Genomic DNA, 22,778 nt, shown 5'->3' with positions numbered 1-22,778 from the left:
TGGATTTGATTTGATAATTGAGTAATATTTGAATTGATTATTCAGCCATACCGAATAATAAAGGAGAGAAAGGTGGACAAGTTTTCCGATATGACACTGTTTGTCAGCATTATCAAAAATCAGGGGCTAGCGGCCGCTGGGAGAGAGCTCGGCCTATCACCTGCAACGGTGACGGCAAGATTGCAAGCATTAGAAGATCGTTATGGCGTTAAACTGCTCAATCGAAGTACTCGGCACATCTCATTGACTGATTCGGGCGCTATGTATCATCAGGCTTGCCTTGAAATCATCGACAGCGTCAAAGAAACAGAAAACTTGCTTCAAACGGGTATCAAAGAAGTACGCGGGACATTAAAAATTTCCGCACCAAGAGACATAGGTAAACAATACATCTCACCGCTGTTATCTGAGTTTAGCGAACTGTATCCAGAAGTGATTCCCTATCTCTACCTGAACGATAACTTGTCTAACTTGGCGGAGTCTGGATTGGATATCGTGATTCGTTATGGAGAACTTGCAGATAGCAATCTTATCTCTCGCAAGCTAGCACCAAGTCGACGAGTGCTTTGTGCCTCTCCAACTTACTTAGCTAAGAAAGGGACACCTATCACCCCACAAGATTTAGCCCATCACGACTGTTTAGCTATGGTGCGAAGTAATGAAGAGCTCAAAACTTGGCACTTTCAAGACGAAGACAAACACAATGCGATTACTGTGGTGCCAAAACGCTTTTCTGATGATGGTGAAGTCATACGTCAGTGGGCACTCGATGGAGCAGGTATCGCACTGAAATCGATTCTTGATGTACAAGAAGACATCAAACAGCAACGTTTAGTGACACTACTGAATGGCTATATGAAAAACTTCAATGCCTCAACCTCTTCGGCTGGCGCAGACTTAAATGTTATCTATTTAAGCAGGCAGTACCAACCAAAACGAATCCGACTGTTTATTGATTTTTTGATTGAGAAATTTCAGCCTTCTAGCTAGTTGTCTTAAGGCGACGACTTAGCTCTCCTGGGGTGGTTAGCACAAATGCCTTAAACTCTCTGGTCATATGCGCTTGATCCGAGAAACCATGTTCAAATGCGAAATCTGCAAGCGAGACATCTGGGTTTTCTCTCAGTTTACTCAAGCTGGAATGGACTCTACGCAACCTTTGAAAATATTTGGGGCTCATTCCGAGCCACTGGCGAAACCTGCGCTCGACTTGCCTTTGATTGTATGGAAACTGCTCTCCAATTTTCCCTTGTGTCGCTAACTTGATTAGCATCGCTCGCTTAGCAAAATCCGCTTCCAAAGGAAGTATTTGCTGTTCACACCATCGGTAAAGTGTCGTGAGATGTCTACTTTGATTTTGCTCGGACAATTGCTCATGAAGTGCCATAAGTACAGACATAATCTGCGTATCATTGTTAATAAATGACGGTAACATCATCCCTGGCTGAAAACGAATTCCACATAGCAGGGCGCCATGATAAAGCTCAATAATTTGAGTTCTGTGATTGTATTTTTGAACAATAATTGGATCACTTATCGGTGTATTTGATAGGCAAACTTCACCTCTCAACAGCAAGGTCAATCCAGAACCACCATCACAATACAATGGTTTCTTAATAACGCCACGCTGCCCACCCGTGACGTTTACCGACCATATCGCTTGAATATGGTCGGATAACTTGCCCCGCGGTTTAAAAATCCGAAAATCCATTTCGTTATTAAATTCTCCTCAGCCAGATTGTTACTTTGACAGGCTGCCAATTTCTGGCTTGAATGTTTTGGCCACGCGATTCCAGCTATTGATAGCATTGATCGCAAGTGTTAACACCACTAGGCCTTGCTCACCAAAGACTGCTAATGTCGACGCAAAATCGTCATCAGATATCGCATTATTACTACTGACCATTTCAGCCCAATGTAGCGCAACTTTCTCATCTTCGCTATATATAGGCATCTCTCGCCATGCAGTTAACCCAATCAAGCGATGCTCAGACTCTCCACTACTCAACGCCTCTTTACTATGCATATCGACACAAAAAGCACACTGATTAAGCTGAGACACTCTTAATTTAACCAACTCCCATAGAGCCAATGAGAGCGTTGGTTGCTGATCAAACTGCGCTCTTAAATAGTTTTCTTGACCTAGTAGAATCTGAATCCCTTCTGGCGCAGCATTAAAATAGTCTAATCTTTGAGTCATAGTATTATCTCCTTTAATAGATACGCTCAGATTATTGCTTTCCCTTACTCTATGATTGAAGATTTTCGACACCCATCCAGTCTTGCAAGCCGTGCTCAGTCATGGCAATCTCAAGTGTTATGATATAACATAACCAAAATAAGCAAAATTCACTGGATTGAATGCAAGATATCGAAAAGACCATTAAGCACGTTGAGCAAAGCTGCAAACATCGCGGCAAGCAATTAACGACAAAACGTAAGATCGTTCTACGCGCCTTAATACACTCCAACAAGTCTTTGTCTGCCTATGAATTGGTCGACTACTGCAAAGAGCACTTCGACGCCAACATTCAGGCGATGACCATCTATCGTGTTTTAGACTTTTTAGAAAGCGAACAGTTGGCTCACAAGATCAAAGTGTCTAACAAGTACGTCGCCTGTTCACATATTCATTGTGACCATGACCACGGTGTCGCTCAGTTCTTAATTTGTTCTAAGTGCAACAAAATCAGTGAGCAAACAATTGATCCTGCGATGGTTTCAGGGCTTCAGTCCAACGCGCGCCAAGAAGGTTTTACCATGATTAATCCGCAACTCGAGATCAGTTGTGTGTGCGATGATTGCGCAAAAAAGGAATCGGGCGGCTAAAGCAATCACCTCTCAAGCCAATCCCTACTGCTCATCCCCGCTTAGTTTTAAAACAAGGAGATTTCAAAAACCATGTCTGCCACGCTCATTAAAAATGCCCGAATCGTCAATGAAGGCACTGTTATCGAAGCCGACTTACGCATCGTCGGCCAAAGGATAGAAAAAGTTGAACAGGGTATGACCGCCCAACCTGCTGACACCATCATAGAGGCTAATGGCAAGTACCTTGTTCCCGGAATGATTGATGATCAGGTTCACTTCAGAGAACCGGGACTCACACATAAAGGCTCTATTGCATCAGAGTCCCGCGCGGCAGTTGCCGGTGGCATCACTAGCTATATGGAAATGCCCAATGTTAGCCCTGCAACGACAACCGTTGAAGCTCTCGAACGTAAATTTGATATTGCCTCGGCCAGCTCATTGGCTAACTATTCCTTCTATCTCGGTGCGACAGAGGACAATCTAGAGGAGATTAAGCGCCTCGACCCTAAGAGACACTGCGGCGTTAAAGTGTTTATGGGGGCCTCTACAGGTGATCTTTTGGTTGAGGCACCGCAGGCGCTCGATGCTATCTTCCGTGACTCTCCCGTTCTGATTGTTACCCATTGTGAGAGTGGTCCGGTTATCGCTCAAAACAAACAACGCCTTTTGCAACACAAATCGGAACTCACCATCGAAGATCATCCTCTTCTAAGAGATGACGAAGCTTGTTTCGCCTCTTCCTCTTACGCGGTTGAGTTGGCGAAAAAGCATGGAAGCCAATTGCACGTTTTACACATTACAACGGAAAAAGAACTCGCTCTGTTTGAATCAGGTCCAATCGCAAACAAGAAGATTACTGCGGAAGCCTGTGTCCATCATTTGTGGTTTAGTCACCAAGATTATGCAACCTTAGGTAACCAGATCAAATGTAACCCAGCAATCAAGTTTCCTAGTGACAGAGACGCGCTGGTCAACGCGCTGAAAACAGGCCAAATTGATATTATTGCCACCGATCACGCCCCTCATACATGGCAAGAAAAACAGGTCGCCTATGAACAAGCCCCTGCGGGTTTGCCTTTAGTACAACATGCGCTACTGACCCTGTTTGATCAGGTCAAATCGGGGTACCTGACCATGGCACAGGTTGTTGAAAAGGCTGCGCATAACCCTGCCATTCGCTACGCAATCAAGGAACGCGGATTTATCCGTGAAGGTTATTTTGCTGACTTAGTTCTGGTCGATCCTCAATCAACGACAAGAGTGAGCAACGAAAATAGTTTATACCACTGCGGTTGGTCGCCGTTTGCGGGGCATACTTTCTTTAGCCAGATTCAACACACTTGGGTCAACGGTGACTTAGTGTATGCAAACCAGCAAATAAACCCTTCATCTAACCCAGCAATGCGCTTGTCATTCAATCGATAACCGTCAATCACTCTAAGTCAGTCTATAGGAGAATAACCAATGAGCACTGATAACTCCGCAATAAAGGGAGTTCCAACCAACATCATCACAGGCTTTCTCGGCGTGGGGAAAACATCGGCGATATTGAATCTAATGAAAAGCAAACCAGAGGATGAACGCTGGGCGGTGCTGGTTAATGAGTTTGGTGAAATTGGTGTCGATGGCAGTTTGTTCCACGGGCAAACCAATCAAGGTCAGCAAGTATTTATCCGGGAAGTGCCTGGGGGCTGCATGTGCTGTGCAGCTGGTCTGCCGATGCAAATCGCCCTCAATCAGCTGCTATCAGAGGCAAAACCTGATCGCCTATTGATTGAACCAACAGGTCTTGGTCACCCTAAAGAAGTGTTAGAGGTTCTCTCTTCTGAGCATTATCGCCAAGTGTTGTCACTGCAAAAAAACGTCACTTTGGTCGACGCGCGTAAGTTGTCTGATCAACGTTATACTCATCACGAGACCTTCAATCAGCAGATTGCCATTGCTGATACCGTGGTCGGCAACAAGCAGGATTTGTATCAGCCCGGTGACAAAGCCAAACTCAAAGCTTATGTTGCTGAGGTCAGTCGTCCAAATACTAAGGTTGTCTTTGCTGAGCATGGCAGACTTTCATTGTCTGAGTTTGAAGGAAAAGCAAACCTAGACGCGCATACTCCACACCACCACCATCATCATGAAAGTAAACCACTGGCTTCCGAGTTGCCGATGCCAGACAGCGGTATGCTAAAAGCCACCAACTCAGGTGAAGGTTATCAGAGCGCAGGATGGCGATTTTCAGCGAACAAAATCTTTGACCGCCAAAAATTGCTGAGGTTGTTAGTCGGCTTAAAAGCTGAACGCATGAAAGCGGTATTCATTACCCAAGATGGCATCTTCGGCTATAACCTAACCGAGGATGGTCTGACTGAGTCTGATCTCGATGAATGTAGTGAAACTCGTATCGAAGTGATCGCCGAAACGGTAGCGGCAGACTTAGAAAGCAAGCTCCTTGAATGTGTTATACACTAAATGCAGTCAATCCTGAGTGCTCTCTACGAGCACTCAGGATTTTTCTAACTTGCTGACACCGTGCGTTTCTCTGCCAAAGCCATCGCAATGTTGGCTTTGCTATAGGCACTTTCATTGATGAAATGTGGGTAGATATCTTGTGCCTTCTCCCAAAGAATATCATGGCCTAAAAACGTTGCTAGTAGCGGCTCTCCTTGCTTCACCACTTCAAAGTCTCGCCCGCATACCATCGGATGAACCATAGCGCTGCGCATTCCATCTTGATCGAGCAGAATTGGCACCTCTTCCGTGTAGAAAAACGCGCTGTAATCTTGCAAGTTATCTAGCTGATTGAGATTGTGCTTTTCTACGTAATCTAGCACCGCCGTGAGCATTTGTTTCATCAACTCAAGTGTTTCCGACTTCAGCGAGCCATGAGCTTGAGCCCCGACTTCAATCATCACGCCATACTCGCCTGTTGAGCACAAATAAGGTTGCTCTGACCATGGCTTTCTATCTTCAAACAAGATGTTTGCTTTTGGCATGCGCTGTTTTACGTAGGCCCCCATTTTTCGGTAGAAGCGATCCGTAGAGAGTAGAATGAGCGTCGCGCCCATATTGCTGGTCGTGTTATGTAAATCAACGATGAGCTGATTTTTACTGGCAGCATATTTGGCAGCGAACGCAGAAGCGGCTTTACTCTCATGCAATACGCGTTCTTTCTCGTTACCAAGCTCAGCAAACTCTCGATTTAAGTCTGTCTCTAAATAGCGCACATTCTGTTTTACCGCTTCTGGGTTAGCGATCACCGAAGAGGTAGTAAATGTTGAACGTTCAGCGGAGTAAAGCCTGTCATTAATCAGCTTATGTAAATATATACCTGAAAGCTCATTACCATGTGTCCCCGCAACAATCAGCGCGCTATTGATCTTGTCCATTATATTTCCATTCCAAGGTTTTAAATGATGCAAATGTTATAACATAACAAAACATGCAAAATAAACTTTCTAGGGTTTGAAATACGCACAACTAAAAAAGCCTACCGAAGTAGGTAGGCTTAAGGGAGTTTAGGCATCAAGCTAACTAGTGGCTAGGTCCAAAAGCTCAGAGCGATAAAGGTTAGCACGCCGATACAAGCAATGTTAAGGATAATACCAACTCGCATCATCTCACTCTGTTTAATGTGCCCAGATCCAAACACAATCGCATTCGGAGGCGTCGCAACTGGCAACATAAAGGCACAGGATGCGGCAACCGCTATCAGAACAGACAGGATGACAGGCGACATGCCAAACGCTTCAGCAACACTTGCAAATACAGGGATTAATAAGGCCGCACTCGCCGTATTACTGGCGAATTCCGTTAAGAACACAACAAAAACCGCAATGATAGCGATGATGAAGAAGATCCCCCAGTGAGCAATCATCTCACTCAGGGTATTGGCAAGAAAGACACTTGTTCCCGTTGCCTTTAGAACATTACTCAAACAGATACCACCACCGAACAGGAGCAAAACGCCCCAATCTGCGGTCTTCTCAATATCTTTCCAGTGAACAACGCGGGCAAAGCTAACTGCGATAATGGCCGCTAGCGCCACAAGGGTATCAAACTTAGCGTAACCACCGAGCATGGCATTAATCGGCTTGCTGAAGATCCATAAGCAGACGGTGGCGCCAAAAATAGCCAAAGTCACAACCTTACCTTTATCCCAGTTGATCGCGTCGCGATTTAACTCGAACTCTCCAGATAAGTTTGGCTTTAGAGTCGCGTAAAGAACAGCTATAGCAATAGGCAATAAAATTAGCGAAGTTGGTACACCAAAGCTCATCCACTCAGTAAAAGTTAAACCAACTTCCGCAGCGGCGATAGCATTCGGTGGGCTACCAACAATCGTTGCAATACCACCAATACTTGCGCTGTAGGCGATGCCGAGCAGAACAAACACATAGGTCTTATGACCACTTTCAGAATTCACTTTGCTTAACACGCCGAGTACCAAAGGCAGCATCATCGCCGTGGTCGCAGTGTTACTGATCCACATTGATAGCGCAGCGGTAACACCAAACAGCATGAACACAGCCACACTCATTTTACCTTTAGCGAGGATCAGCACTTTATCTGCAATAACTTTATCCAGTCCCTGACGATGCATAGCGGCAGCTAAGGCGAAGCCACCCAAGAATAAGAAGATAATTGAGTTAGCAAAGTTGTTCAGTGCAGTTTGGGTGTCAAATACACCAAACAAAACAGCCATAATTGGGACTAAAATGGCCGTCACGGTGACATGCAATGCTTCTGTCAGCCAAAGAATCGCGACAAAGGTGAGCATACTAATACCTAGCACCACTTGAGGGTCAAAAGGCAAGGTAAAGTACAAGATGAGAAACAGAGCAACGTCTGCGAGGATAATCAGACTATTGCGGTTGAAAAACCATTCTCTAGTATTGTTGGGCAAAGGGACACTATCATTTCTATTCATTATTATTTTTTCCTTATTAGGGCCTTGTGGCATAGCAAATGATCCCACATAAACGCCATTTGGAAATATTTTTCATTGCGAATTTGTTAACCATATCAACAACAAGGTTATGAATGTTAATGGTATGAATGAATTAGATATTTTTCCATCAACACCTAAATTGATTTTCACAAAAATAATTCACCCCAATTATTTATCAACCTCGCTTAGTAAAAATTCAATTGGCGTCATTGGCGAGTAATGTGTCACCTTTTGCCAGTGTGTGGCGCAATTTGATTGCTTATTATTTCCTCATCCCAACAACATAACGTTTAACAATCAGAAAATGAGGCACAATATGGCAAACACAGCATTAATTACTGGCGCATCAGGTGGTATCGGTTTAGAGCTAGCAAAAATACACGCACAGAAAGGTGGCGATCTTGTATTGGTGGCGCGATCTGAAGATAAGTTAAATCAACTGAAAGCTGAATTGGAAAGCGAATACCAAAGCAAGGTGTTTGTTATTGCCGAAGACTTATCTGATCCTCAGTCAGCAGATAGGGTTGCTGCTAGCGTCGAAGCGATGGGACTACAAATCGATACTTTAATTAATAATGCGGGTTTCGGCGGCCATGGATTGTTCCACGAACGAGCACTCACGGATGACCAAGCCATGATGCAGTTAAACATGGTGACCCTAACCAACCTAACTCACCACTTTTTGCAAGGTATGGTTGAGAGACGAAATGGGCGCATTCTCAATGTTTCATCGACTGCGTCATTTATTCCAGGACCATTGCAAGCGGTATACTACGCCACTAAGGCTTATGTCACCTCTTTTACTCAAGCGATTGCCGAAGAAGTTGCACAGTACAATGTTACTGCAACCGCTTTATGTCCGGGGGCTGTCGCAACAGGTTTTGTAGCAGCGGGGAACTTAGATGGTGTCGACATTTGGAAAAATGCCAAATCACCTCGTTCAGTCGCTCAGTGCGGTTATCAGGCAATGGAAAAAGGCGAGCTAGTTGCATTCAACGAACGTGGGCTAAAATTTCAACTTAACTGGGTAATTCCATTCTTACCGCGTAAGATGGTATTAAAAATGTCTCGTAAGTTTATGGAAAAGAACTAATAAAATGAAACGTGCGAACCGATTTGCCGTCTCTCCAATATGGAAAGTGCTACTCAATGACATGCAAATTGATCTCCAAGCTGTGTTGGCTTATGCCAACCTGCCAGGGGATTTATTTAGCAGAGAAAATGCCAGCTTAGCGCCTCACGAGTACTTTCAATTGTGTAATGGCCTAGAAAAAGCAGCAGGGGATAAAGAGGTCCCTCTCTTGTTCGCACAGCACCTTTCAGTGGAAGCTTTTGATGCTCCTCTGTTTGCTTCTATCTGCAGTCCAAACTTCAACGCAGCCTTAAGCCGTTTGAGCCAATACAAACCGCTGATTGGCCCAATGATGTCTGTGGTGAATCAAACCGATCAATACACAGAAATCACCGTACGTTGCTACGGCTACCGCGAAGCACTGCCAAAAACGCTTGGCCTAATGGAAACTGTCTTTTTTACCCAGTTGGCACGATTGGCGACGCGAGAGCCAATTCGCCCACTGAGTGTTGAACTGCAAGTGCTACCGAAGGATATCACTCAGTATGAAAGCTACTTCGGCTGCTCCATTCGCAAAGGGGAAGAGGTAAAAATTCGATTTTCTGCGCAAGATGCCGCACGAACCTTCCTTACCTCGAATGCGGCTATGTGGGAGTTTTTCGAGGCGAAACTCAATCAAAAATTATCTGATCTCGATAGCAGGGCCACTACATCTGATCGAGTCAGAGCGGTACTACTGGAAGCGCTGCCAAGTGGTCAATCTAGTATTGAAGACGTCGCAGAAAAACTTGCGATGAGTAAGCGCACACTTCAACGTAAGCTCAGTGCTGAAAAGGAGAGTTTCCAAAGTATCTTACAAACGGTTAGAGAAGAACTTGCTGATCATTACTTAGAGAAATCAGAGATGTCTTTAGGAGAGATTTCGTTTCTGCTTGGCTTTCAGGAGTCCAATTCTTTTATTCGCGCCTACAGTGCTTGGAAAGGCGTTTCACCTGGTCACTACCGAGAGCAATACCATTAATCAGGTGGTTAAAAGGGGACTTGGCAGCCCCCTTTAATAAACTTATCCAATCAGCTTATCGAAGCTTTCCATTACTTCAGCACACTTCATCACTCTGCCGTGGCCTTGTCCTTGGGTTGCCACCAGCGTAACGTTTTCCATTTCTTGAGCCGCCTTTTGTGACACCTCAAACTTAGTAAACTTGTCACCTTGATCGTGGACAATAATGGTTTGCGCACTGCGTAACTTGAGCTTGTTGTATGGGTCGACGGATTGAATTGGGTAGTGGTACTGATCTTCAACCTCAGAAACGACTGCATTGAACAAACGCATTGAGTATCCTGAGCGAGCGACGCTGCCAAATAAGTTGTCGAGATAATCCAATACAGGCGCAATCAACAAGAATGGTTTATCGACCAACTTCTGATGATGACACTCGATTGAAGACGCCGTTCCCATGCTGTGACCAACAAGCCCAGCCACATCATCAACACTATCCAAAATCGCTTCTAAGCCATGAACAAATGCCGGAATATGCCCGTACACGCCGCCACTTTGACCGTGGCCCGGGTGATCATACGCTAATGCGGTGTAGCCTCGGCTAGCGATGTGCTCCATCAAGGGGTAAAACTGACTCGCACTCCCCGACCAACCATGGGTCAGCACCCACACTGGGCCTGTGCCTAATTGGTACGTTTTGAGTACCCCTTCCTTAGATTCTACTTCACCTTTAATCAATCCGGTTGGTTCAGCATTCTTAGGCTTTGTGCGCGCTGGGGTCAGCAGTAACTTGCGCGCGGTGTTCTTCGCATGATTAGGTGCGAGAGTGTGATGAAGCCGAGTAGTTATGTTAACCAAGCTCTTCTTTACACTGAACTTTTGCGAGGTATTAAAGTAAATCTTCTCACTCATGGTTTTATCCTTTTGGTGCCAGTCTCTACTTCTCGCCAAAAAGCGAACGACCGTGCTATTTTTAATTAAATAATAAGCCAAGTAGTGTCTACTTAGCTTAGAATTCGGTTACTTCCAGCTTGCAATCAAACGTTTAACGCCCTGCCAGAAGTGCTCGTTGCTCGCCTGTTCTCCGTGTATCGAATAAAACAGATGAGCACTTAAATACAAACCATACAATTCAAACGTGGCCTGCCTAGGTTTAAGATCTTGACGAAATTCACCATTCTCGACCCCTTTCGCAACCTGAATTCGTAAGTACTCTATCCAAGTCGCGATGGTTTTCTTTAGTACTTGCTGGGTAGGGGCCGATTCTGCGCTCGTCTCTTTCCAAGCATCTAAGAACATACAGCTGCCTTGAAAAGAGTGGTTCCACCCTAACCAGTTATCGAGCAGCAGTGTGAGCTTTTCTTCGATGGTGATCGAAGTTCGCTCCCTCGCGGGCGCAATCACGCGCTGAGTAAAGATCTGGTTGGCGTAATCCAAAACTGCTATTTGCAGGTTATCCTTGGAGTTAAAGTGAGCAAACAAGCCACTCTTCGACATCCCACATTGCTTGGCTAATTCCCCAATGGTTAAGCTCTCAAGCCCATTTTCACTCGCTAGCTCAAATGCCTTACTTAAGATATTTTCTCGGGTAACTTTGCCTTTACTCATACTGCTCTCTCGTTACTGTTAATGCTATTTTTAGCACACTCGTTCTTTTTTGCAAATTTTATCTCACCTGCAACTGAATGAAATCACAAAGTCTAACCCGTAAATGTAACAATTCTTAGGGTTAGATTTTACTCTCAAATTACTGTAGTAACTGATAGTAGCCTCAGCATAATTTGATTTAGATTCATTCCTTAAGGCGAATTTATTGATATACCCTGAACACTTTTAATGGTTTTGATGTCGTTATGGAAAGTAAGAAAATTCAAAGTATTGAGCTAGGCCGAGTGATAGCGATATTAGCGATTGCCGCCATGCACTGTCAGATGTTTCTCAGCTATTGGCAAATTAATGAAACGCCCTGGGTTGGATACGTGTTTAACCAAGCAACACGCTTTGCCGTCCCTTTGTTCTTTTTGATTTCAGGTTATTTGATCCAACCCAAGCTAACCGTTGACCCAATCGCGACGCTTAAGCGCTACACCACTCCTTTGCTGCGCATTTTTGTTGTCTGGAGTGTGATATGCCTTGTTATGCCTTTTAACTGGGCGACTGTGGCTGAGCATGGGTATCTCGCCGAACGTCAAGGTTATTGGGGTTACCTTGGTCAAGCACCACTAAACTCGCTGCTAGAAGGCGGTCTCGTCCACTTATGGTTTATTCCCGCGCTGATTTTTGCAGCTGCGATTGGTGCTGGATTGCAAAAGTTTAAACAGATAGAGCTTTTTGTCCCGCTTGGCATCGCACTGTATGTTTACGGTGTTCTTGCAGGCAGCTATCAGGGGCTAACAGAGTTCTGGTCTCCATTCTTTACCCGAAACGGCCCGTTCTTCAGTACCTTGCTGTTTGCGATTGGTTTTTCGATTCGTCAGCAAACGATAAATGCTACTTCTCGTCAAGCCTTGCTGCTAGCATCAGTCGGTATGCTGTCACATTTCGTTGAAGCCTTTATCCTCAATAACTATCAGCAACCTTTTAATGGCAATGACTTCCTGTTTGGCACTGTGCTGTGGGGAACGGGCTGTTTTATGTGGCTACTATCAAAACCAGCACTCGGAACTCAATCTTGGCTAACCAAGCAATCTAAGTATGTGTTACCTCTCTACGTGGCTCATCTACCTATGATTATTGTGATGATGAACGTATCTGGAGTATTGGGCCTGACTGGATTTGCCAAAGATATGACCGTCTTGTTTGGCGCGATAGTGCTCACCTTTGGATTGATTAAAGGGTTAGAGAAAACACCCCTCTATCGACTGCTATTTAGGTAGCCATGTTGAGTGTGATTGTTGAGGGAACCGTTGAACAGAAAACAAAGCGATGGGTAATCCATCGCTTTGTCGTTAATTGGGCTTACGAGCCAAGTCTCTGGCAAGAATCAAAGCTAAACCAAACACCTGTAGAAACAAGCCAATGTTCTTGTACCAAGCAATCCTTTCATTAAGCGTTGTCATCAGCTCAGATATAGAGAGATTCTCTAGATAAAAGTCATCAATTTGATTTCGATATACCTGCTGGGCTTGGTTTATCAGCATCATCAATTGAGGAAGGTTGTCTAAGCTAATCTCTGGGATTGGCTGATTAACCCACTGGCTCAATTGACCCTGTAGCGTCGCTTGCAATTGTTGTTGAACTTCGCCCTCATGAGCGATATGCAGGAGCAACATTTCACGCTTACGTTCGAGCATTTCAACACTGTTCCACGCGAGCTGAATTGAATAGATGTTTTCGTCTTTTTGCTCAGATAGCTGGCCAATCTCCCCACTCAACTTGTCGAGCACAATGCTCGACATCAAAAGCGCTAAGACATTGAGGACTAACCCCGTCAGTACTAGCGCCCATGCAGGAGGAGAGCGAAATATCATTACCACATCCTATCAAATGGTAGATAAACAATATTTAGTACAATCAGAACCGCCATCACTAAGAAGGTCATCTTCATCCCCGAAATACGGCCTTTTAGTCTGTCTGCAAGGATACCTTTCGCATGTAATATACGGCCAAGAACAAACACAATACCACACGCATGGATCATCCAAGGGCTTGCACCGTTGTACTCCACCATAGCCATCAAAATCAGGGTAACTGGAATGTAATCCACCGCGTTGCCCTGTGCACTTCGGGCGATGGTCAGGGCATCTACCCCGCCATCCGCATATTTTACCTGAGCTTTGCGGCGCTGCTTAATCACTTGAATAGAGAGCCAAATCATTAGTGCAGCAAGAATTGCAGCGTAAAGCGCTGTAACCATCAACATTCTCCTTATGATTCAGGTTTCTAACACCTGATATTTTTCTCATCTCTAAGTATTACTAATTAAGCATAAAAAAGCCCCGCTGAATAGCGGGGCTGAATATTTAAGCCCAGATACGGAAATTTCTGTCGCCCTATCAAAGCGTTTCAATAAAGGGAGCTATCACTCTGAAGCGCTCAATAGAGAGGTTTAAGGCTAACAACGTCCACACTGTTTTGATTTTGCTTCACAGTCTACGAGGTTGCCGTGTTTATCGAGTTGGAAGGTGCAGCATGCCTCAAACAGTTTTTTAAGTTCAACACGGCCTTTCTGCACGCGCGATTTTAACGTTGAGTAGCTGACGCCAACTTTCTCAGCGAGTAGCTTTTGGCTTTCGCCGTTTAGTTCAATAGCTTCTAGCAGTTGAGATTGCTCCGCAGGCAAAGCATTAACAAAGGGCTTAATACACTCTGCCATTTCTTGCTCTAAGCTGGCCTCTTGCTCTTCAAACCACAAGTCATCTGCTTCGAATTCGCCATCACGCTGCTGGCGAGCACGCTTACGGTAAAAGTCGATGATGGTGCGATTAGCCAGTTGAAACAGCCAAGCTTTGACACTGCTGACATCCGCGATGGTAGATAAGTTCTGATAGGTTTTGAGTAAAATCTCTTGCTGCAAATCTTCCACATCATCTGGGTTACTAACCTTAGAGTGAAGGAAAGACTTTAACGCCTGCTGATACTCTGCCCACACTTGCTCTAAGCTGAGGCTTGGGTTAGCAGTTTTCATCTGCGCAACACTCATCCTGCAAGAAGCCAATAACACCTTCTAGACATTGGTAATCGGTGACACAGTAAAGTGTTCGACCTTCTCGACGTTGGCTAATCAATCCCGCTGAAGCAAGGCTAGAGATATGGTGAGAAAGCGTTGAGCCTGGTATACCTAGCTTCTCTTGCAAGCTACCCACTGCAATACCTTGATAACCTGCTTTGACTACACTTTTGTATATCGAAAGACGAGTTGGATGACCAAGCTCTTTAAGCGCTTTGGCAACGACTTCAAGTTCCATTACAGACTCCACATAAGATGATATATTTCCAAAATAATCGAAATATATCCAAGATGCAATAGTTAACAGCCCCACTTTCTAGACAAGCATAAAATGACGATTTCACCACCCACATTTGGTTAATCTAATGTTGCACATTTAACAGCTGTAAAACATTTGGGATGGAGCTAATGTTTCTTGTACGTGCTACAGGAGTGAGCGAGAAATCAATGAAAGTACTGATCCAATACACACAAACAGGAAAATATAAAGATCGAGTATGGGAGTCCCTTACGCTTAAAGCAAAGGGGGAAGTTCAGGCAGTGACGCCTTCTTCGGCTGTTCGATTAATAGAGCAGAACAAAGCCGTTTTATTTACTACGGAAGAAGATGAGATTGTTTTTCAAAGCTAGTTGCTGCAAACCGATTTCGACTTATGGGTTCGTTTTGCGCCTCCTCAAATCGCCAAACGCATACCCACCACCGGAACCAATCTATTCCCTCAGATAGCTTGCTGTTCCGGTTTTTCTTGCCTCAATATCCATTGCTATCGGTCTTTCATTTCTATAACTTAGCCAAGTGGCATGGATGTTATTCGAGGTAGATTGTGAAAAAGCTATTGATAGTCAATGTTGGCTCAGCCCCTGAAAGCCAACTGAGCAAATTTGGTGATTTTGAACTGTGGGCAAAGCAAGCCATTGGCTCCACCACGCTTGAGATCGAGTTTCACGACGGAATCACTAATCCACTGCCAAAACCGCAAGTGCTCGCGGGCGTGATCATCATGGGTTCACTGTCCATGGTGACAGAAGAAGCCAACTGGATGAAGCGGCTTGCAGCGGAAATTGTGCAGCTCGCAGAGTTTCACGTTCCAACATTAGGTATCTGCTTTGGTCATCAACTTATTAGCTACGCTTTTGGTGGAGAAGTCGACTTCAACCCAAATGGGCTGGAAGTCGGTACAGTCAATATCTCCCGTTTGGAAAATAGCATCGACGACCCGTTGCTTAACCAGCTACCCGAACACTTCGACGCTCAAGCCGTCCATTTTCAATCTGTACTTACATTACCAAAGCAAGCTGTCCGGTTGGCACAAAGCAATATGGACCAGCACCATGCGTTTCGTGTCGGCGCGTGCACATGGGGCGTGCAGTTTCATCCCGAGTTTACTGCCGACATCATGCTCGATGTACTTGTGAACTTTCAGGAAGAGTTGGGAGAAGCGAAAATCGAGGCCAAAAAACAGCAAGTAACCTCAACACCACACGCCCAACAAGTTCTGAAGCGCTTTGCGAGTTTGTGCCTAGCTAAACTCAACACTAGGCATGGATAAAAACTAGAACTTTCGGGTTGAATCGATGACCAGAACAATTTTGCCTACAGCTTGATATTGTTCACTTCGGCGATGAGCACTTTGAATATCTTCAAGTGGATAGACGGTATCGATCGGAACTTTTAGTTGGTTATCTTTTATGAGGTTAACGACTTGCTCTAGGTCTTTGGCACTGTTTTCAACCCACATACGATTAAATGCGATGCCATATATCCCCACTTCACCCTCAGCAAGTTCATCAAAGGTAGAAACAATCGCGCCACCCGACTTTACGCAAGAAACGGTTCTATGAAGTAAATAAACGCCTGGTTTTGCAACAAACGCAAGGTCATACCGCATTGAAGCATGCCATTCTGGCGATTGCTCATCGTAGACTTCATCCGCTCCTAAGCTTTTAATGTACTCGAGCTTTGCTGCTGAAGCTGTCGCAACAACATACGCCCCCTTAGCCTTTGCAATTTGAACAGCGAATGCACCTACACCGCCAGAAGCGTTGTGAATCAACACTTTGTTTCCACGTTGTAGTCGCCCATGATGATGTAATCCTTGCCACGCAGTCACAGAAGCCAGTGGTAGCCCAGCCGCCTCCACAAAACTCAAATCATCCGGCTTTTTAACCACTAGATCCGCATCAACAGCCACAAACTCTGCGTTAGTGCCTTGCCCTGAGATCGGAGTAAAAGAAAGCACCTTATCGCCAAGCGCAAATGACTCAACCTCATCGCCAATCGACTCAACAACACCTGCGCAATCCCATCCAAGAACGAGAGGTAAGGTATGGGTATCAGTTTGTGCCATCATGCCGTTACGCAGATGAAAATCGACAGGATTAACCCCCGAAGCCACAACCTTAATCAACACCTGATTTGCCTTAATTGAAGGCTTTTCCAACTGGCCGATCTCTAGGTTAGACACTTCCCCATATTGCTTTATAAATGCTGCTTTCATGTTTTTCTTCCTTAATATGTGATGAGAACAGCTTCAGTATTCAGCGATTAACCTATTTCTTCTAATTAATAGTTGATATAAACATTATTCCACAGGGGAATGAATTATATGGCTAAAGTTGATTTAAATCTGATTGTTATCTTTGATGCAATTATGCGCGAGCAATCAATTACGATTGCTGCTGAACAACTGGCAATGACTCAGCCATCAGTGTCTAAAGCCGTTTCCAGAATGCGCTATGCTTGGAGAGATCCACTGTTTTTAAAGCAGGGCAGAGGAATTACACCGACTCCTTATGCGAAAAAGCTATGGCAAGAAATCGCTGATCCATTGCGCCAGATAAATGGTTCCATTTCGCCTCCCAAATTTGACCCTATGACTTCCTCAACCCAAGTCAGGGTCGCACTAACAGACGGAATTAGTGGTTTGTTTTGGCCTAAACTCAGGGCGATCATAGAGCAAAGGGCGCACGCAATTGATCTTTATGCTGTCCCTTTTCAAGGAAATGGCGAACAACTTTTATTAAATGCAGAGGTCGATTTAGTGTTGGATTATTTTCCAACCAAACATCGTCACATCACAGTAAAGCATTTGTACGACAACCACTTTACCTGTGTAATGCACCCTTCTCACCCCCTAGCAGCTCAAGATTTGTCGCTGGAAGAATTTTGCCACGCAGATCATCTTCTCGTTTCATTATCTGGAGATCCTAGCGGAGCTGTAGACAAGTGCCTTATGGAGAAGGGTAAGCAGCGAAGGGTAGCAATGACAGTCAATAGTTTCTCATCTGCAATTGACCTGCTCCAAGAATCGAATCTGATCTGTGTTATGCCGTTTACTGTCGCGAGCAAGGCGATTCGTAAAGGGCAACTGGTAGATAAAGCCGTGCCTATTTCTGTACCATCGCCCACTATATCGGTGGCTTGGCATACTCGAAATCAACCTAGCCTCGCACTGAAGTGGCTAATTAATGAGATAGAGCAACTCGTCATCCATGACTCAGAAATTTTTACCGCACCCCTACTTCAGGCGTCACCATCGACAGGTTCAAACCTAGGAAACCTTAGCGAGATTAACGCACAGACACCAATTTAAGACTCGCTACTCGACTATCAAAGTCAGAGATTCGAGCCAAAAATGCCGGCTTATCTTGTTTTGAAATGGAGCTCGCGAGCGGAAGATTGGCTTTCATTGGGTCTACTGCACGGTTACGTACTAAGACTTCAAAGTGCAAGTGGGGGCCTGTGATCCTACCCGTAGCACCTGCAATCGCTATCTTTTGACCACGTTTAACGTGTTGGCCTTTCTTGACCAAAAAGCGGTGAAGATGAAGGTAACGCGTCTTGTAAACACTGTTGTGTTCGATAACAAGATACTTACCCGCATATTTGTGGTTACGTACCGCGATCACTTTACCATCACCGGTTGAGTAGACAGGCGCTCCGACAGGAGTGGCGAAGTCTGTGCCGTTATGCGGAGTAACACGCCCCGTCACTGGATGCTTGCGTCGTGGATTGAATGGAGACGTGATGCGGCGATATTGTTTTGCTACTGGGTAGCGATCAAACGCTTGCTCTAGACTATTACCTTGCCTGTCGTAAAAGCGGCCATCTTCAGCCAAGAATGCTGCGACTTCTCTGCCGCGAAGATAAATGGCAATACCTTGTATCTCGGTATTTCCCGTTAGATGACTGCCTAAATATTGCTCTTTGACCAACACATTAAAACGATCCCCAGCGCGCAATTCTTTTGCGAAATCAACTTTGTCACGTAAGACTCGGGTAATGTTAGCGATCTGATTAGGCGTTAAGCCCGCACGGTAAGCCGATAGCGAAAAGCTCCCCTGAATATCGCCCGCATAGAGCTTTTCCTGCCACACACCCGCTTCTTCAACAAAGCGGTAGCTAAAGCTATTGTCTGCCTCACGAGTAAACACCGCCCTTTCAACCAAGCTTTGGTGGTAGATCAAACTCGCGAGTTGTTTAGAATCGCTATCAAGCACAAGTTCCAGGTGATCACCCGGCTTAATCGTGTCTAACTTCAGCGACTCGAGATCGGCCTCTAGAATACTTTGCAGCGTCTCGTAAGGTATGTTCCATGCCGAAAATATCGTGCTTAAGGTATCACCGACTTTAACAAAGTAGTGAGCACGAATTTCAGACGGCTGCTGGGTAGCTGGAACTGCATTTTCTAAGGATTGATAAGCAGTCACTTTGATCGGAGTTGGCTCACTCTTCGGCTCAAACTTGAAAGTCAGCACAGCAGAGAGAGAAAAGGCGGTGATCGCTACCGCAATCAGTATGGGACGAACGAGCTTCATAAAACAGACAAATCAGAACTTAATGTTATGTTATAACATTTATAGTGTGGTATTTACATGCGATCTTTGCTACTTAATATTTCCCAATGACAGTACCAAAGTTTCACAAACGAACTTCATATCTAAAATAGCGTAAACTAACCACAAACAAAATCACATTTACATCAAATCAGTTAGAAAAGCATAGTTTTAAATCACATATCGATTCCGAAAAACCAGACTCACAGTCATTTATGATTAAAAAATAAATTCTCTCTCGATACGTTTTAGTTTCATTTGTCTAACTAGAGCTATCTACCTGATAAAACAAACCTTTGTAATTTATTTCGAATTTTATGGAAATATATATTGATCTTTATCATCTCACTTCTATAATTCGAGAATAATCGAAATGATTTTGGAGATGTATTTAGATGAATAACGAATTTATAACCATGGCGAGCGAAGCGCTCGATATGTTTGCATTTTTAGCCACTGAACTGATCATTCTGTTTTTGGCCATTAGCTACATTGTTGGGGTGTTGCAAGAATTCTTAACACCGGAGAAGATCCAATCGATCCTAAGTTCTCGCAACGGTAAGGGTTATGTTATCGCTGCGTTACTTGGTGCGATTACACCATTTTGTTCGTGCTCAACAATTCCTTTCTTGAAAGGTCTGCTAAGAGCTAGAGCAGGGTTTGGCCCAATGATGGTGTTCTTATTTGGTAGCCCACTCCTCAACCCTGTCATCATTGGCTTGTTTGTGGTGACATTTGGCTGGAAAGTCGCGCTGTTCTACTTCGCTATTGCAATGTTGGTGTCCGTGGTCGCAGGTTATACGCTAGAAAAACTCGGTTTTGAGCGCTATGTAAAACCAGAAGCCTACCAAGCAGCGCAACCTTCAAGCTGCGGCACAAGTTGCGGAGAGAATAAACCTGCAGTAAAAGCAGAGTCGTCATGTGCAGCATCTCGCTGCGGTGAGGCCGCGCCCGTTGCAGCAAAAGAAACGGCTTGCGGCAGTGAACCAAAAGTTGAAGTCTCTTGCTGCTCGGCAGATGGCACAGCAACAGCGACTGTAATTGAGAACAAAGAACCAAGCCGTTGGGCAAAAATTTGGTACTCAACATGGAAAGATTTTAAACAAGTCTTCCCTTACCTAATGCTAGGTATTGCTATTGGTTCGTTTATCTACGGCTTTATTCCTACTGAGTTGATTGCTGAGTACGCAGGGGCAGGAAAATGGTACGCAATACCAGTCGCAGCCATTATCGGTATACCTTTGTACATTCGCGCCGAAGCAGTCATTCCACTTAGTGCAGCATTAGTACAAAAAGGCATGGCATTAGGCTCAGTAATGGCACTCATCATAGGTAGTGCAGGTGCAAGTTTGACCGAGGTGATTTTACTTAAGTCTATCTTCAAAAATCAGATGATTGCTGCTTTCCTGGTTGTCATTCTCAGCATGGCGATAGGTGCAGGCTTTCTATATAGCTTCCTCTTTGGTTAATACAAAAAAGGATTGGCATTGTTGCCAATCCTTTTTTCGGTTTAGAGCGCATTACTCGTAGTCTGATGCATATGTCTCTTCGTAGGTGTGAGAGTACAACTCAAATAGATTGCCAAACGGGTCTTCTAGGTAAACCATTTTTGCAGGCTTAGTGTCGTCTTCTGGGTGATAACGCATCACATCCATACGTACTTTGCCACCGAACTGCTCGACCTTTTCCATTACGCCTTCGAAATCATCAGTTTGTAAGCAGAAATGGAAGATGCCTAAGCGTGAGAAGTCGACCTCATGGCGCTCTTGACGCTCCTTCATCTCAAATAACTCAACACCGATACCATCAGTTGTCACCAAGTGAGCAATATTGAAGCCTTTAAAACCCTCACCAAATACGGCGATACACATACGACCAATAGCCGTTTCGCGCTCTTCAACGACTTTAGTGTTATTCATGACAATCTTCAGGCCTAACGCTTGAGTGTAAAACTCAACCGCTTTGTCCATATCACCCACCATGATACCAACGTGATTCATTTTCATAACTTTCTCCAGAATTAGTGCGATGTTTTGTTTCGATGGAGAGAGTGTATGCACTGGTGTTGATTAAATGAAATTATCAATAATTATAAAAACAATAACATAATATTATCAAACAAAAATGAGAGAAACGTATATAGCAATGGGATAGAAAACCCAAAGGAAAGTCAGGCTCCTTTACTTCGGAGCCTGAGTAGATATTTAATCGTTAGACCAACTGTACCATTCGGTAGAGAGTGCTCGGACAGATTGATTCACCAACGTCATTGCACGTGATTCTACGACATAGTTTCGCAAAGGACCTGCGCCTTTTCTTTTATTGTAGATATCGTCATACATATCCTCGTTATGGTCCATCATTGAGAACATCGAATGACACCAAGCATAAATCACCACTTTACCTTGGCTTATTTTACCTAAGGTTGCACTTTTGAGTTTTTCTGTCGTATTGAGTGTCGCGACATCCACAACTTCGACTTTGCTGCCAAATTCTTTGGCCGCTTTTAAATCATCGAGATAAAACTGCTTTTCAATGACGTACTTTTTATTGAACTGGCCGGTACTCGAATCAACGGCTTGACCTGCTTGAGTACCATGTCGACCTGAGAATACGACATATCCGCCGGGATGGTTGAGGTGTCGAGCCAATGTAGGCCAAGAAGAGTTGGCTGTCTGAGTAACGGAAAGATAAAGCCTGCCGACTTGAACCCAAGGACAGGTTGTCCACGGATCATCAGGGCACGAGATAAGATGATCATTCATCAGTGACAGAGGAGTGCGTTGATCATTACGAGGCACAACTTCAAACATTATTGGCTCCTATCGGGTAATAAACGTTTGAATTTTATCATGGCACATTAATGGGGGTTACAAAAATGTTAATACAACTTTAGTTTAGAGCATGAATTCTAAATCAAATTTAAGACTGGAAAATAAAACAAAAGCCAATTCAGTGGTGTGATGTTCTAATCTCACTAAATTGACTTTTTTGCTATCGGGATAAGTCGATGTTCAGATATACATTCTGATAGGTACTAACGTTCACCTTGTACTTCAAACTCGTCGTAAGTTAAGCGGGCCTTACCATCATCTTGAATTGTCCATACTTCCTTGTGAACCACACCGAATGCTTTGTTCATCGTCCAATTTGACGTCAGAATATAACTGCTCTCATCCACTTTTTCCCATCTTGTCTCTGTGTACGCAACGTCACTGAAACCTTGGTCAATGATGTTTTGCCAAAAGGCTTGGATCTGCTCTCGGCCTTCAAAACGACCAAAAGGTTTAGCATGCATAATCGTGCCTTCTTGGTACTGCTCCGCACAGCCCTTCGCATCTTGGTTATTGAAAGCGTGTTTCCACGCTGCAATGCCTGCCTGACAGGCTTCTAATACGGCTTGACTCATTTTTATTCTCCTCTCAATAATTGAGCTCAGTTTAGT

The 22,778-nt window shown here is 44.5% G+C and carries 26 protein-coding genes; 11 read left to right on the top strand and 15 right to left on the bottom strand.

The features are described from left to right. Positions 1 to 72 precede the first annotated feature (72 nt). Positions 73 to 990: a LysR family transcriptional regulator gene (locus AC6R16_RS15770; protein ID WP_004747350.1), complete on the top strand. Its 918-nt coding sequence runs from the start codon at positions 73 to 75 to the stop codon at positions 988 to 990. On the opposite strand, the gene AC6R16_RS15765 is transcribed toward AC6R16_RS15770, so the two are convergent. Both AC6R16_RS15765 and AC6R16_RS15760 read right to left on the bottom strand, forming a co-directional pair. Then, positions 983 to 1,711, bottom strand: a complete 729-nt coding sequence (locus AC6R16_RS15765; RefSeq protein WP_500639986.1) for an AraC family transcriptional regulator — start codon at positions 1,709 to 1,711, stop codon at positions 983 to 985. The genes AC6R16_RS15770 and AC6R16_RS15765 overlap by 8 nt on opposite strands. Positions 1,712 to 1,741: 30 nt before the next feature. Then, positions 1,742 to 2,200, bottom strand: coding sequence for a carboxymuconolactone decarboxylase family protein (locus tag AC6R16_RS15760; RefSeq protein WP_500674981.1), 459 nt, complete (start codon positions 2,198 to 2,200; stop codon positions 1,742 to 1,744). Between the two features lie 161 nt (positions 2,201 to 2,361). On the opposite strand from AC6R16_RS15760, the gene AC6R16_RS15755 reads away from it, so the two are divergent. From AC6R16_RS15755 to AC6R16_RS15745, 3 genes are all read left to right on the top strand, one after another. After that, on the top strand, positions 2,362 to 2,829 hold the full coding sequence (locus tag AC6R16_RS15755) for a Fur family transcriptional regulator (protein ID WP_500639984.1): 468 nt from the start codon (positions 2,362 to 2,364) through the stop codon (positions 2,827 to 2,829). 72 nt (positions 2,830 to 2,901) lie between these two features. Then, on the top strand, positions 2,902 to 4,236 hold the full coding sequence (locus tag AC6R16_RS15750) for a dihydroorotase (RefSeq protein WP_500674980.1): 1,335 nt from the start codon (positions 2,902 to 2,904) through the stop codon (positions 4,234 to 4,236). Between the two features lie 39 nt (positions 4,237 to 4,275). Then, a complete protein-coding gene (locus AC6R16_RS15745) occupies positions 4,276 to 5,277 on the top strand; it encodes a CobW family GTP-binding protein (protein WP_500639982.1) in 1,002 nt (333 codons plus the stop codon). Between the two features lie 44 nt (positions 5,278 to 5,321). Here AC6R16_RS15745 and AC6R16_RS15740 read toward each other — a convergent pair whose 3' ends face one another. Then, complete coding sequence (locus AC6R16_RS15740; RefSeq protein ID WP_500639981.1) at positions 5,322 to 6,194, bottom strand: aspartoacylase; 873 nt, start codon at positions 6,192 to 6,194, stop codon at positions 5,322 to 5,324. Positions 6,195 to 6,346: 152 nt separating this feature from the next. After that, the gene (locus tag AC6R16_RS15735; RefSeq protein ID WP_500674979.1) at positions 6,347 to 7,735 is read right to left on the bottom strand and encodes an SLC13 family permease; all 1,389 of its coding nucleotides are present in this window, start codon (positions 7,733 to 7,735) and stop codon (positions 6,347 to 6,349) included. A 337-nt stretch (positions 7,736 to 8,072) separates the two neighbouring features. Here AC6R16_RS15735 and AC6R16_RS15730 point away from each other — a divergent pair, with 337 nt between their 5' ends. Beyond that, the gene (locus AC6R16_RS15730) at positions 8,073 to 8,849 is read left to right on the top strand and encodes an SDR family NAD(P)-dependent oxidoreductase (RefSeq protein ID WP_500639980.1); all 777 of its coding nucleotides are present in this window, start codon (positions 8,073 to 8,075) and stop codon (positions 8,847 to 8,849) included. Between the two features lie 4 nt (positions 8,850 to 8,853). After that, positions 8,854 to 9,849 (top strand): AraC family transcriptional regulator, encoded by a 996-nt coding sequence (locus AC6R16_RS15725; RefSeq protein ID WP_500674978.1) that lies wholly within the window; start codon positions 8,854 to 8,856, stop codon positions 9,847 to 9,849. A 42-nt stretch (positions 9,850 to 9,891) separates the two neighbouring features. On the opposite strand, the gene AC6R16_RS15720 is transcribed toward AC6R16_RS15725, so the two are convergent. Further along, positions 9,892 to 10,740, bottom strand: a complete 849-nt coding sequence (locus AC6R16_RS15720) for an alpha/beta fold hydrolase (RefSeq protein ID WP_171320277.1) — start codon at positions 10,738 to 10,740, stop codon at positions 9,892 to 9,894. Positions 10,741 to 10,848: 108 nt separating this feature from the next. Continuing rightward, complete coding sequence (locus tag AC6R16_RS15715) at positions 10,849 to 11,436, bottom strand: TetR/AcrR family transcriptional regulator (protein WP_500639978.1); 588 nt, start codon at positions 11,434 to 11,436, stop codon at positions 10,849 to 10,851. Between the two features lie 245 nt (positions 11,437 to 11,681). Here AC6R16_RS15715 and AC6R16_RS15710 point away from each other — a divergent pair, with 245 nt between their 5' ends. Then, positions 11,682 to 12,704, top strand: coding sequence for an acyltransferase (locus AC6R16_RS15710; RefSeq protein ID WP_500674977.1), 1,023 nt, complete (start codon positions 11,682 to 11,684; stop codon positions 12,702 to 12,704). A 72-nt stretch (positions 12,705 to 12,776) separates the two neighbouring features. Here the strand turns inward: AC6R16_RS15710 and AC6R16_RS15705 are convergent, their stop codons facing one another. The 4 genes from AC6R16_RS15705 to AC6R16_RS15690 all read right to left on the bottom strand — a co-directional run bounded on the left by AC6R16_RS15705 (position 12,777) and on the right by AC6R16_RS15690 (position 14,735). Continuing rightward, entirely contained in the window at positions 12,777 to 13,298 is a 522-nt protein-coding gene (locus AC6R16_RS15705; protein ID WP_239855845.1) for a DNA mismatch repair protein, read from the bottom strand. Next, positions 13,298 to 13,684, bottom strand: coding sequence for an MAPEG family protein (locus AC6R16_RS15700; protein ID WP_500674976.1), 387 nt, complete (start codon positions 13,682 to 13,684; stop codon positions 13,298 to 13,300). The genes AC6R16_RS15705 and AC6R16_RS15700 overlap by 1 nt, the downstream gene beginning before the upstream one ends. Before the next feature lie 198 nt (positions 13,685 to 13,882). Next, the gene (sigZ, locus tag AC6R16_RS15695; protein WP_500674975.1) at positions 13,883 to 14,455 is read right to left on the bottom strand and encodes an RNA polymerase sigma factor SigZ; all 573 of its coding nucleotides are present in this window, start codon (positions 14,453 to 14,455) and stop codon (positions 13,883 to 13,885) included. Continuing rightward, positions 14,442 to 14,735 (bottom strand): ArsR/SmtB family transcription factor, encoded by a 294-nt coding sequence (locus AC6R16_RS15690; RefSeq protein WP_004747330.1) that lies wholly within the window; start codon positions 14,733 to 14,735, stop codon positions 14,442 to 14,444. The genes sigZ and AC6R16_RS15690 overlap by 14 nt, the downstream gene beginning before the upstream one ends. Positions 14,736 to 14,944: 209 nt before the next feature. On the opposite strand from AC6R16_RS15690, the gene AC6R16_RS15685 reads away from it, so the two are divergent. Then, entirely contained in the window at positions 14,945 to 15,127 is a 183-nt protein-coding gene (locus AC6R16_RS15685; protein ID WP_004749160.1) for a hypothetical protein, read from the top strand. A 194-nt stretch (positions 15,128 to 15,321) separates the two neighbouring features. Further along, a complete protein-coding gene (locus AC6R16_RS15680) occupies positions 15,322 to 16,047 on the top strand; it encodes a glutamine amidotransferase (RefSeq protein ID WP_500674974.1) in 726 nt (241 codons plus the stop codon). A 3-nt stretch (positions 16,048 to 16,050) separates the two neighbouring features. On the opposite strand, the gene AC6R16_RS15675 is transcribed toward AC6R16_RS15680, so the two are convergent. After that, positions 16,051 to 16,995, bottom strand: a complete 945-nt coding sequence (locus AC6R16_RS15675) for an NADP-dependent oxidoreductase (protein ID WP_500674973.1) — start codon at positions 16,993 to 16,995, stop codon at positions 16,051 to 16,053. Between the two features lie 108 nt (positions 16,996 to 17,103). Between AC6R16_RS15675 and AC6R16_RS15670 the strand changes: the two genes are divergently transcribed. Next, positions 17,104 to 18,090 (top strand): LysR family transcriptional regulator, encoded by a 987-nt coding sequence (locus AC6R16_RS15670; protein ID WP_500674972.1) that lies wholly within the window; start codon positions 17,104 to 17,106, stop codon positions 18,088 to 18,090. Here AC6R16_RS15670 and AC6R16_RS15665 read toward each other — a convergent pair. Further along, positions 18,068 to 19,315, bottom strand: a complete 1,248-nt coding sequence (locus tag AC6R16_RS15665) for a peptidoglycan DD-metalloendopeptidase family protein (protein WP_500674971.1) — start codon at positions 19,313 to 19,315, stop codon at positions 18,068 to 18,070. The genes AC6R16_RS15670 and AC6R16_RS15665 overlap by 23 nt on opposite strands. Before the next feature lie 413 nt (positions 19,316 to 19,728). Here AC6R16_RS15665 and AC6R16_RS15660 point away from each other — a divergent pair, with 413 nt between their 5' ends. After that, positions 19,729 to 20,802 carry a permease gene (locus AC6R16_RS15660; protein ID WP_500674970.1) on the top strand — a complete coding sequence of 358 codons (1,074 nt, stop codon included), beginning with the start codon at positions 19,729 to 19,731 and terminating at the stop codon, positions 20,800 to 20,802. 51 nt (positions 20,803 to 20,853) lie between these two features. On the opposite strand, the gene AC6R16_RS15655 is transcribed toward AC6R16_RS15660, so the two are convergent. From AC6R16_RS15655 to AC6R16_RS15645, 3 genes are all read right to left on the bottom strand, one after another. Continuing rightward, positions 20,854 to 21,339 (bottom strand): VOC family protein, encoded by a 486-nt coding sequence (locus AC6R16_RS15655; RefSeq protein WP_004747319.1) that lies wholly within the window; start codon positions 21,337 to 21,339, stop codon positions 20,854 to 20,856. Positions 21,340 to 21,537: 198 nt separating this feature from the next. Further along, a complete protein-coding gene (locus AC6R16_RS15650; protein WP_500674969.1) occupies positions 21,538 to 22,146 on the bottom strand; it encodes a hypothetical protein in 609 nt (202 codons plus the stop codon). A gap of 224 nt (positions 22,147 to 22,370) precedes the next feature. Continuing rightward, a complete protein-coding gene (locus tag AC6R16_RS15645) occupies positions 22,371 to 22,742 on the bottom strand; it encodes a nuclear transport factor 2 family protein (RefSeq protein ID WP_500674968.1) in 372 nt (123 codons plus the stop codon). Positions 22,743 to 22,778 lie beyond the last annotated feature (36 nt).

The organism is Vibrio sp. R10-SG3-ISO10 (genome assembly GCF_059834185.1).
Note: the sequence above shows the minus strand (reverse complement) of the source record. Positions and strands in the feature narration are given on the sequence as shown.

Coding starts and splice junctions, on each gene's coding strand:
- AC6R16_RS15765 (WP_500639986.1), bottom strand. CDS start 1,711: ATGGATTTTCGGATTTTTAAACCGCGGGGCAAGTTATCCGACCATATT.
- AC6R16_RS15760 (WP_500674981.1), bottom strand. CDS start 2,200: ATGACTCAAAGATTAGACTATTTTAATGCTGCGCCAGAAGGGATTCAG.
- AC6R16_RS15755 (WP_500639984.1), top strand. CDS start 2,362: ATGCAAGATATCGAAAAGACCATTAAGCACGTTGAGCAAAGCTGCAAA.
- AC6R16_RS15750 (WP_500674980.1), top strand. CDS start 2,902: ATGTCTGCCACGCTCATTAAAAATGCCCGAATCGTCAATGAAGGCACT.
- AC6R16_RS15745 (WP_500639982.1), top strand. CDS start 4,276: ATGAGCACTGATAACTCCGCAATAAAGGGAGTTCCAACCAACATCATC.
- AC6R16_RS15740 (WP_500639981.1), bottom strand. CDS start 6,194: ATGGACAAGATCAATAGCGCGCTGATTGTTGCGGGGACACATGGTAAT.
- AC6R16_RS15735 (WP_500674979.1), bottom strand. CDS start 7,735: ATGAATAGAAATGATAGTGTCCCTTTGCCCAACAATACTAGAGAATGG.
- AC6R16_RS15730 (WP_500639980.1), top strand. CDS start 8,073: ATGGCAAACACAGCATTAATTACTGGCGCATCAGGTGGTATCGGTTTA.
- AC6R16_RS15725 (WP_500674978.1), top strand. CDS start 8,854: ATGAAACGTGCGAACCGATTTGCCGTCTCTCCAATATGGAAAGTGCTA.
- AC6R16_RS15720 (WP_171320277.1), bottom strand. CDS start 10,740: ATGAGTGAGAAGATTTACTTTAATACCTCGCAAAAGTTCAGTGTAAAG.
- AC6R16_RS15715 (WP_500639978.1), bottom strand. CDS start 11,436: ATGAGTAAAGGCAAAGTTACCCGAGAAAATATCTTAAGTAAGGCATTT.
- AC6R16_RS15710 (WP_500674977.1), top strand. CDS start 11,682: ATGGAAAGTAAGAAAATTCAAAGTATTGAGCTAGGCCGAGTGATAGCG.
- AC6R16_RS15705 (WP_239855845.1), bottom strand. CDS start 13,298: ATGATATTTCGCTCTCCTCCTGCATGGGCGCTAGTACTGACGGGGTTA.
- AC6R16_RS15700 (WP_500674976.1), bottom strand. CDS start 13,684: ATGGTTACAGCGCTTTACGCTGCAATTCTTGCTGCACTAATGATTTGG.
- sigZ (WP_500674975.1), bottom strand. CDS start 14,455: ATGAAAACTGCTAACCCAAGCCTCAGCTTAGAGCAAGTGTGGGCAGAG.
- AC6R16_RS15690 (WP_004747330.1), bottom strand. CDS start 14,735: ATGGAACTTGAAGTCGTTGCCAAAGCGCTTAAAGAGCTTGGTCATCCA.
- AC6R16_RS15685 (WP_004749160.1), top strand. CDS start 14,945: ATGAAAGTACTGATCCAATACACACAAACAGGAAAATATAAAGATCGA.
- AC6R16_RS15675 (WP_500674973.1), bottom strand. CDS start 16,995: ATGAAAGCAGCATTTATAAAGCAATATGGGGAAGTGTCTAACCTAGAG.
- AC6R16_RS15670 (WP_500674972.1), top strand. CDS start 17,104: ATGGCTAAAGTTGATTTAAATCTGATTGTTATCTTTGATGCAATTATG.
- AC6R16_RS15665 (WP_500674971.1), bottom strand. CDS start 19,315: ATGAAGCTCGTTCGTCCCATACTGATTGCGGTAGCGATCACCGCCTTT.
- AC6R16_RS15660 (WP_500674970.1), top strand. CDS start 19,729: ATGAATAACGAATTTATAACCATGGCGAGCGAAGCGCTCGATATGTTT.
- AC6R16_RS15655 (WP_004747319.1), bottom strand. CDS start 21,339: ATGAAAATGAATCACGTTGGTATCATGGTGGGTGATATGGACAAAGCG.
- AC6R16_RS15650 (WP_500674969.1), bottom strand. CDS start 22,146: ATGTTTGAAGTTGTGCCTCGTAATGATCAACGCACTCCTCTGTCACTG.
- AC6R16_RS15645 (WP_500674968.1), bottom strand. CDS start 22,742: ATGAGTCAAGCCGTATTAGAAGCCTGTCAGGCAGGCATTGCAGCGTGG.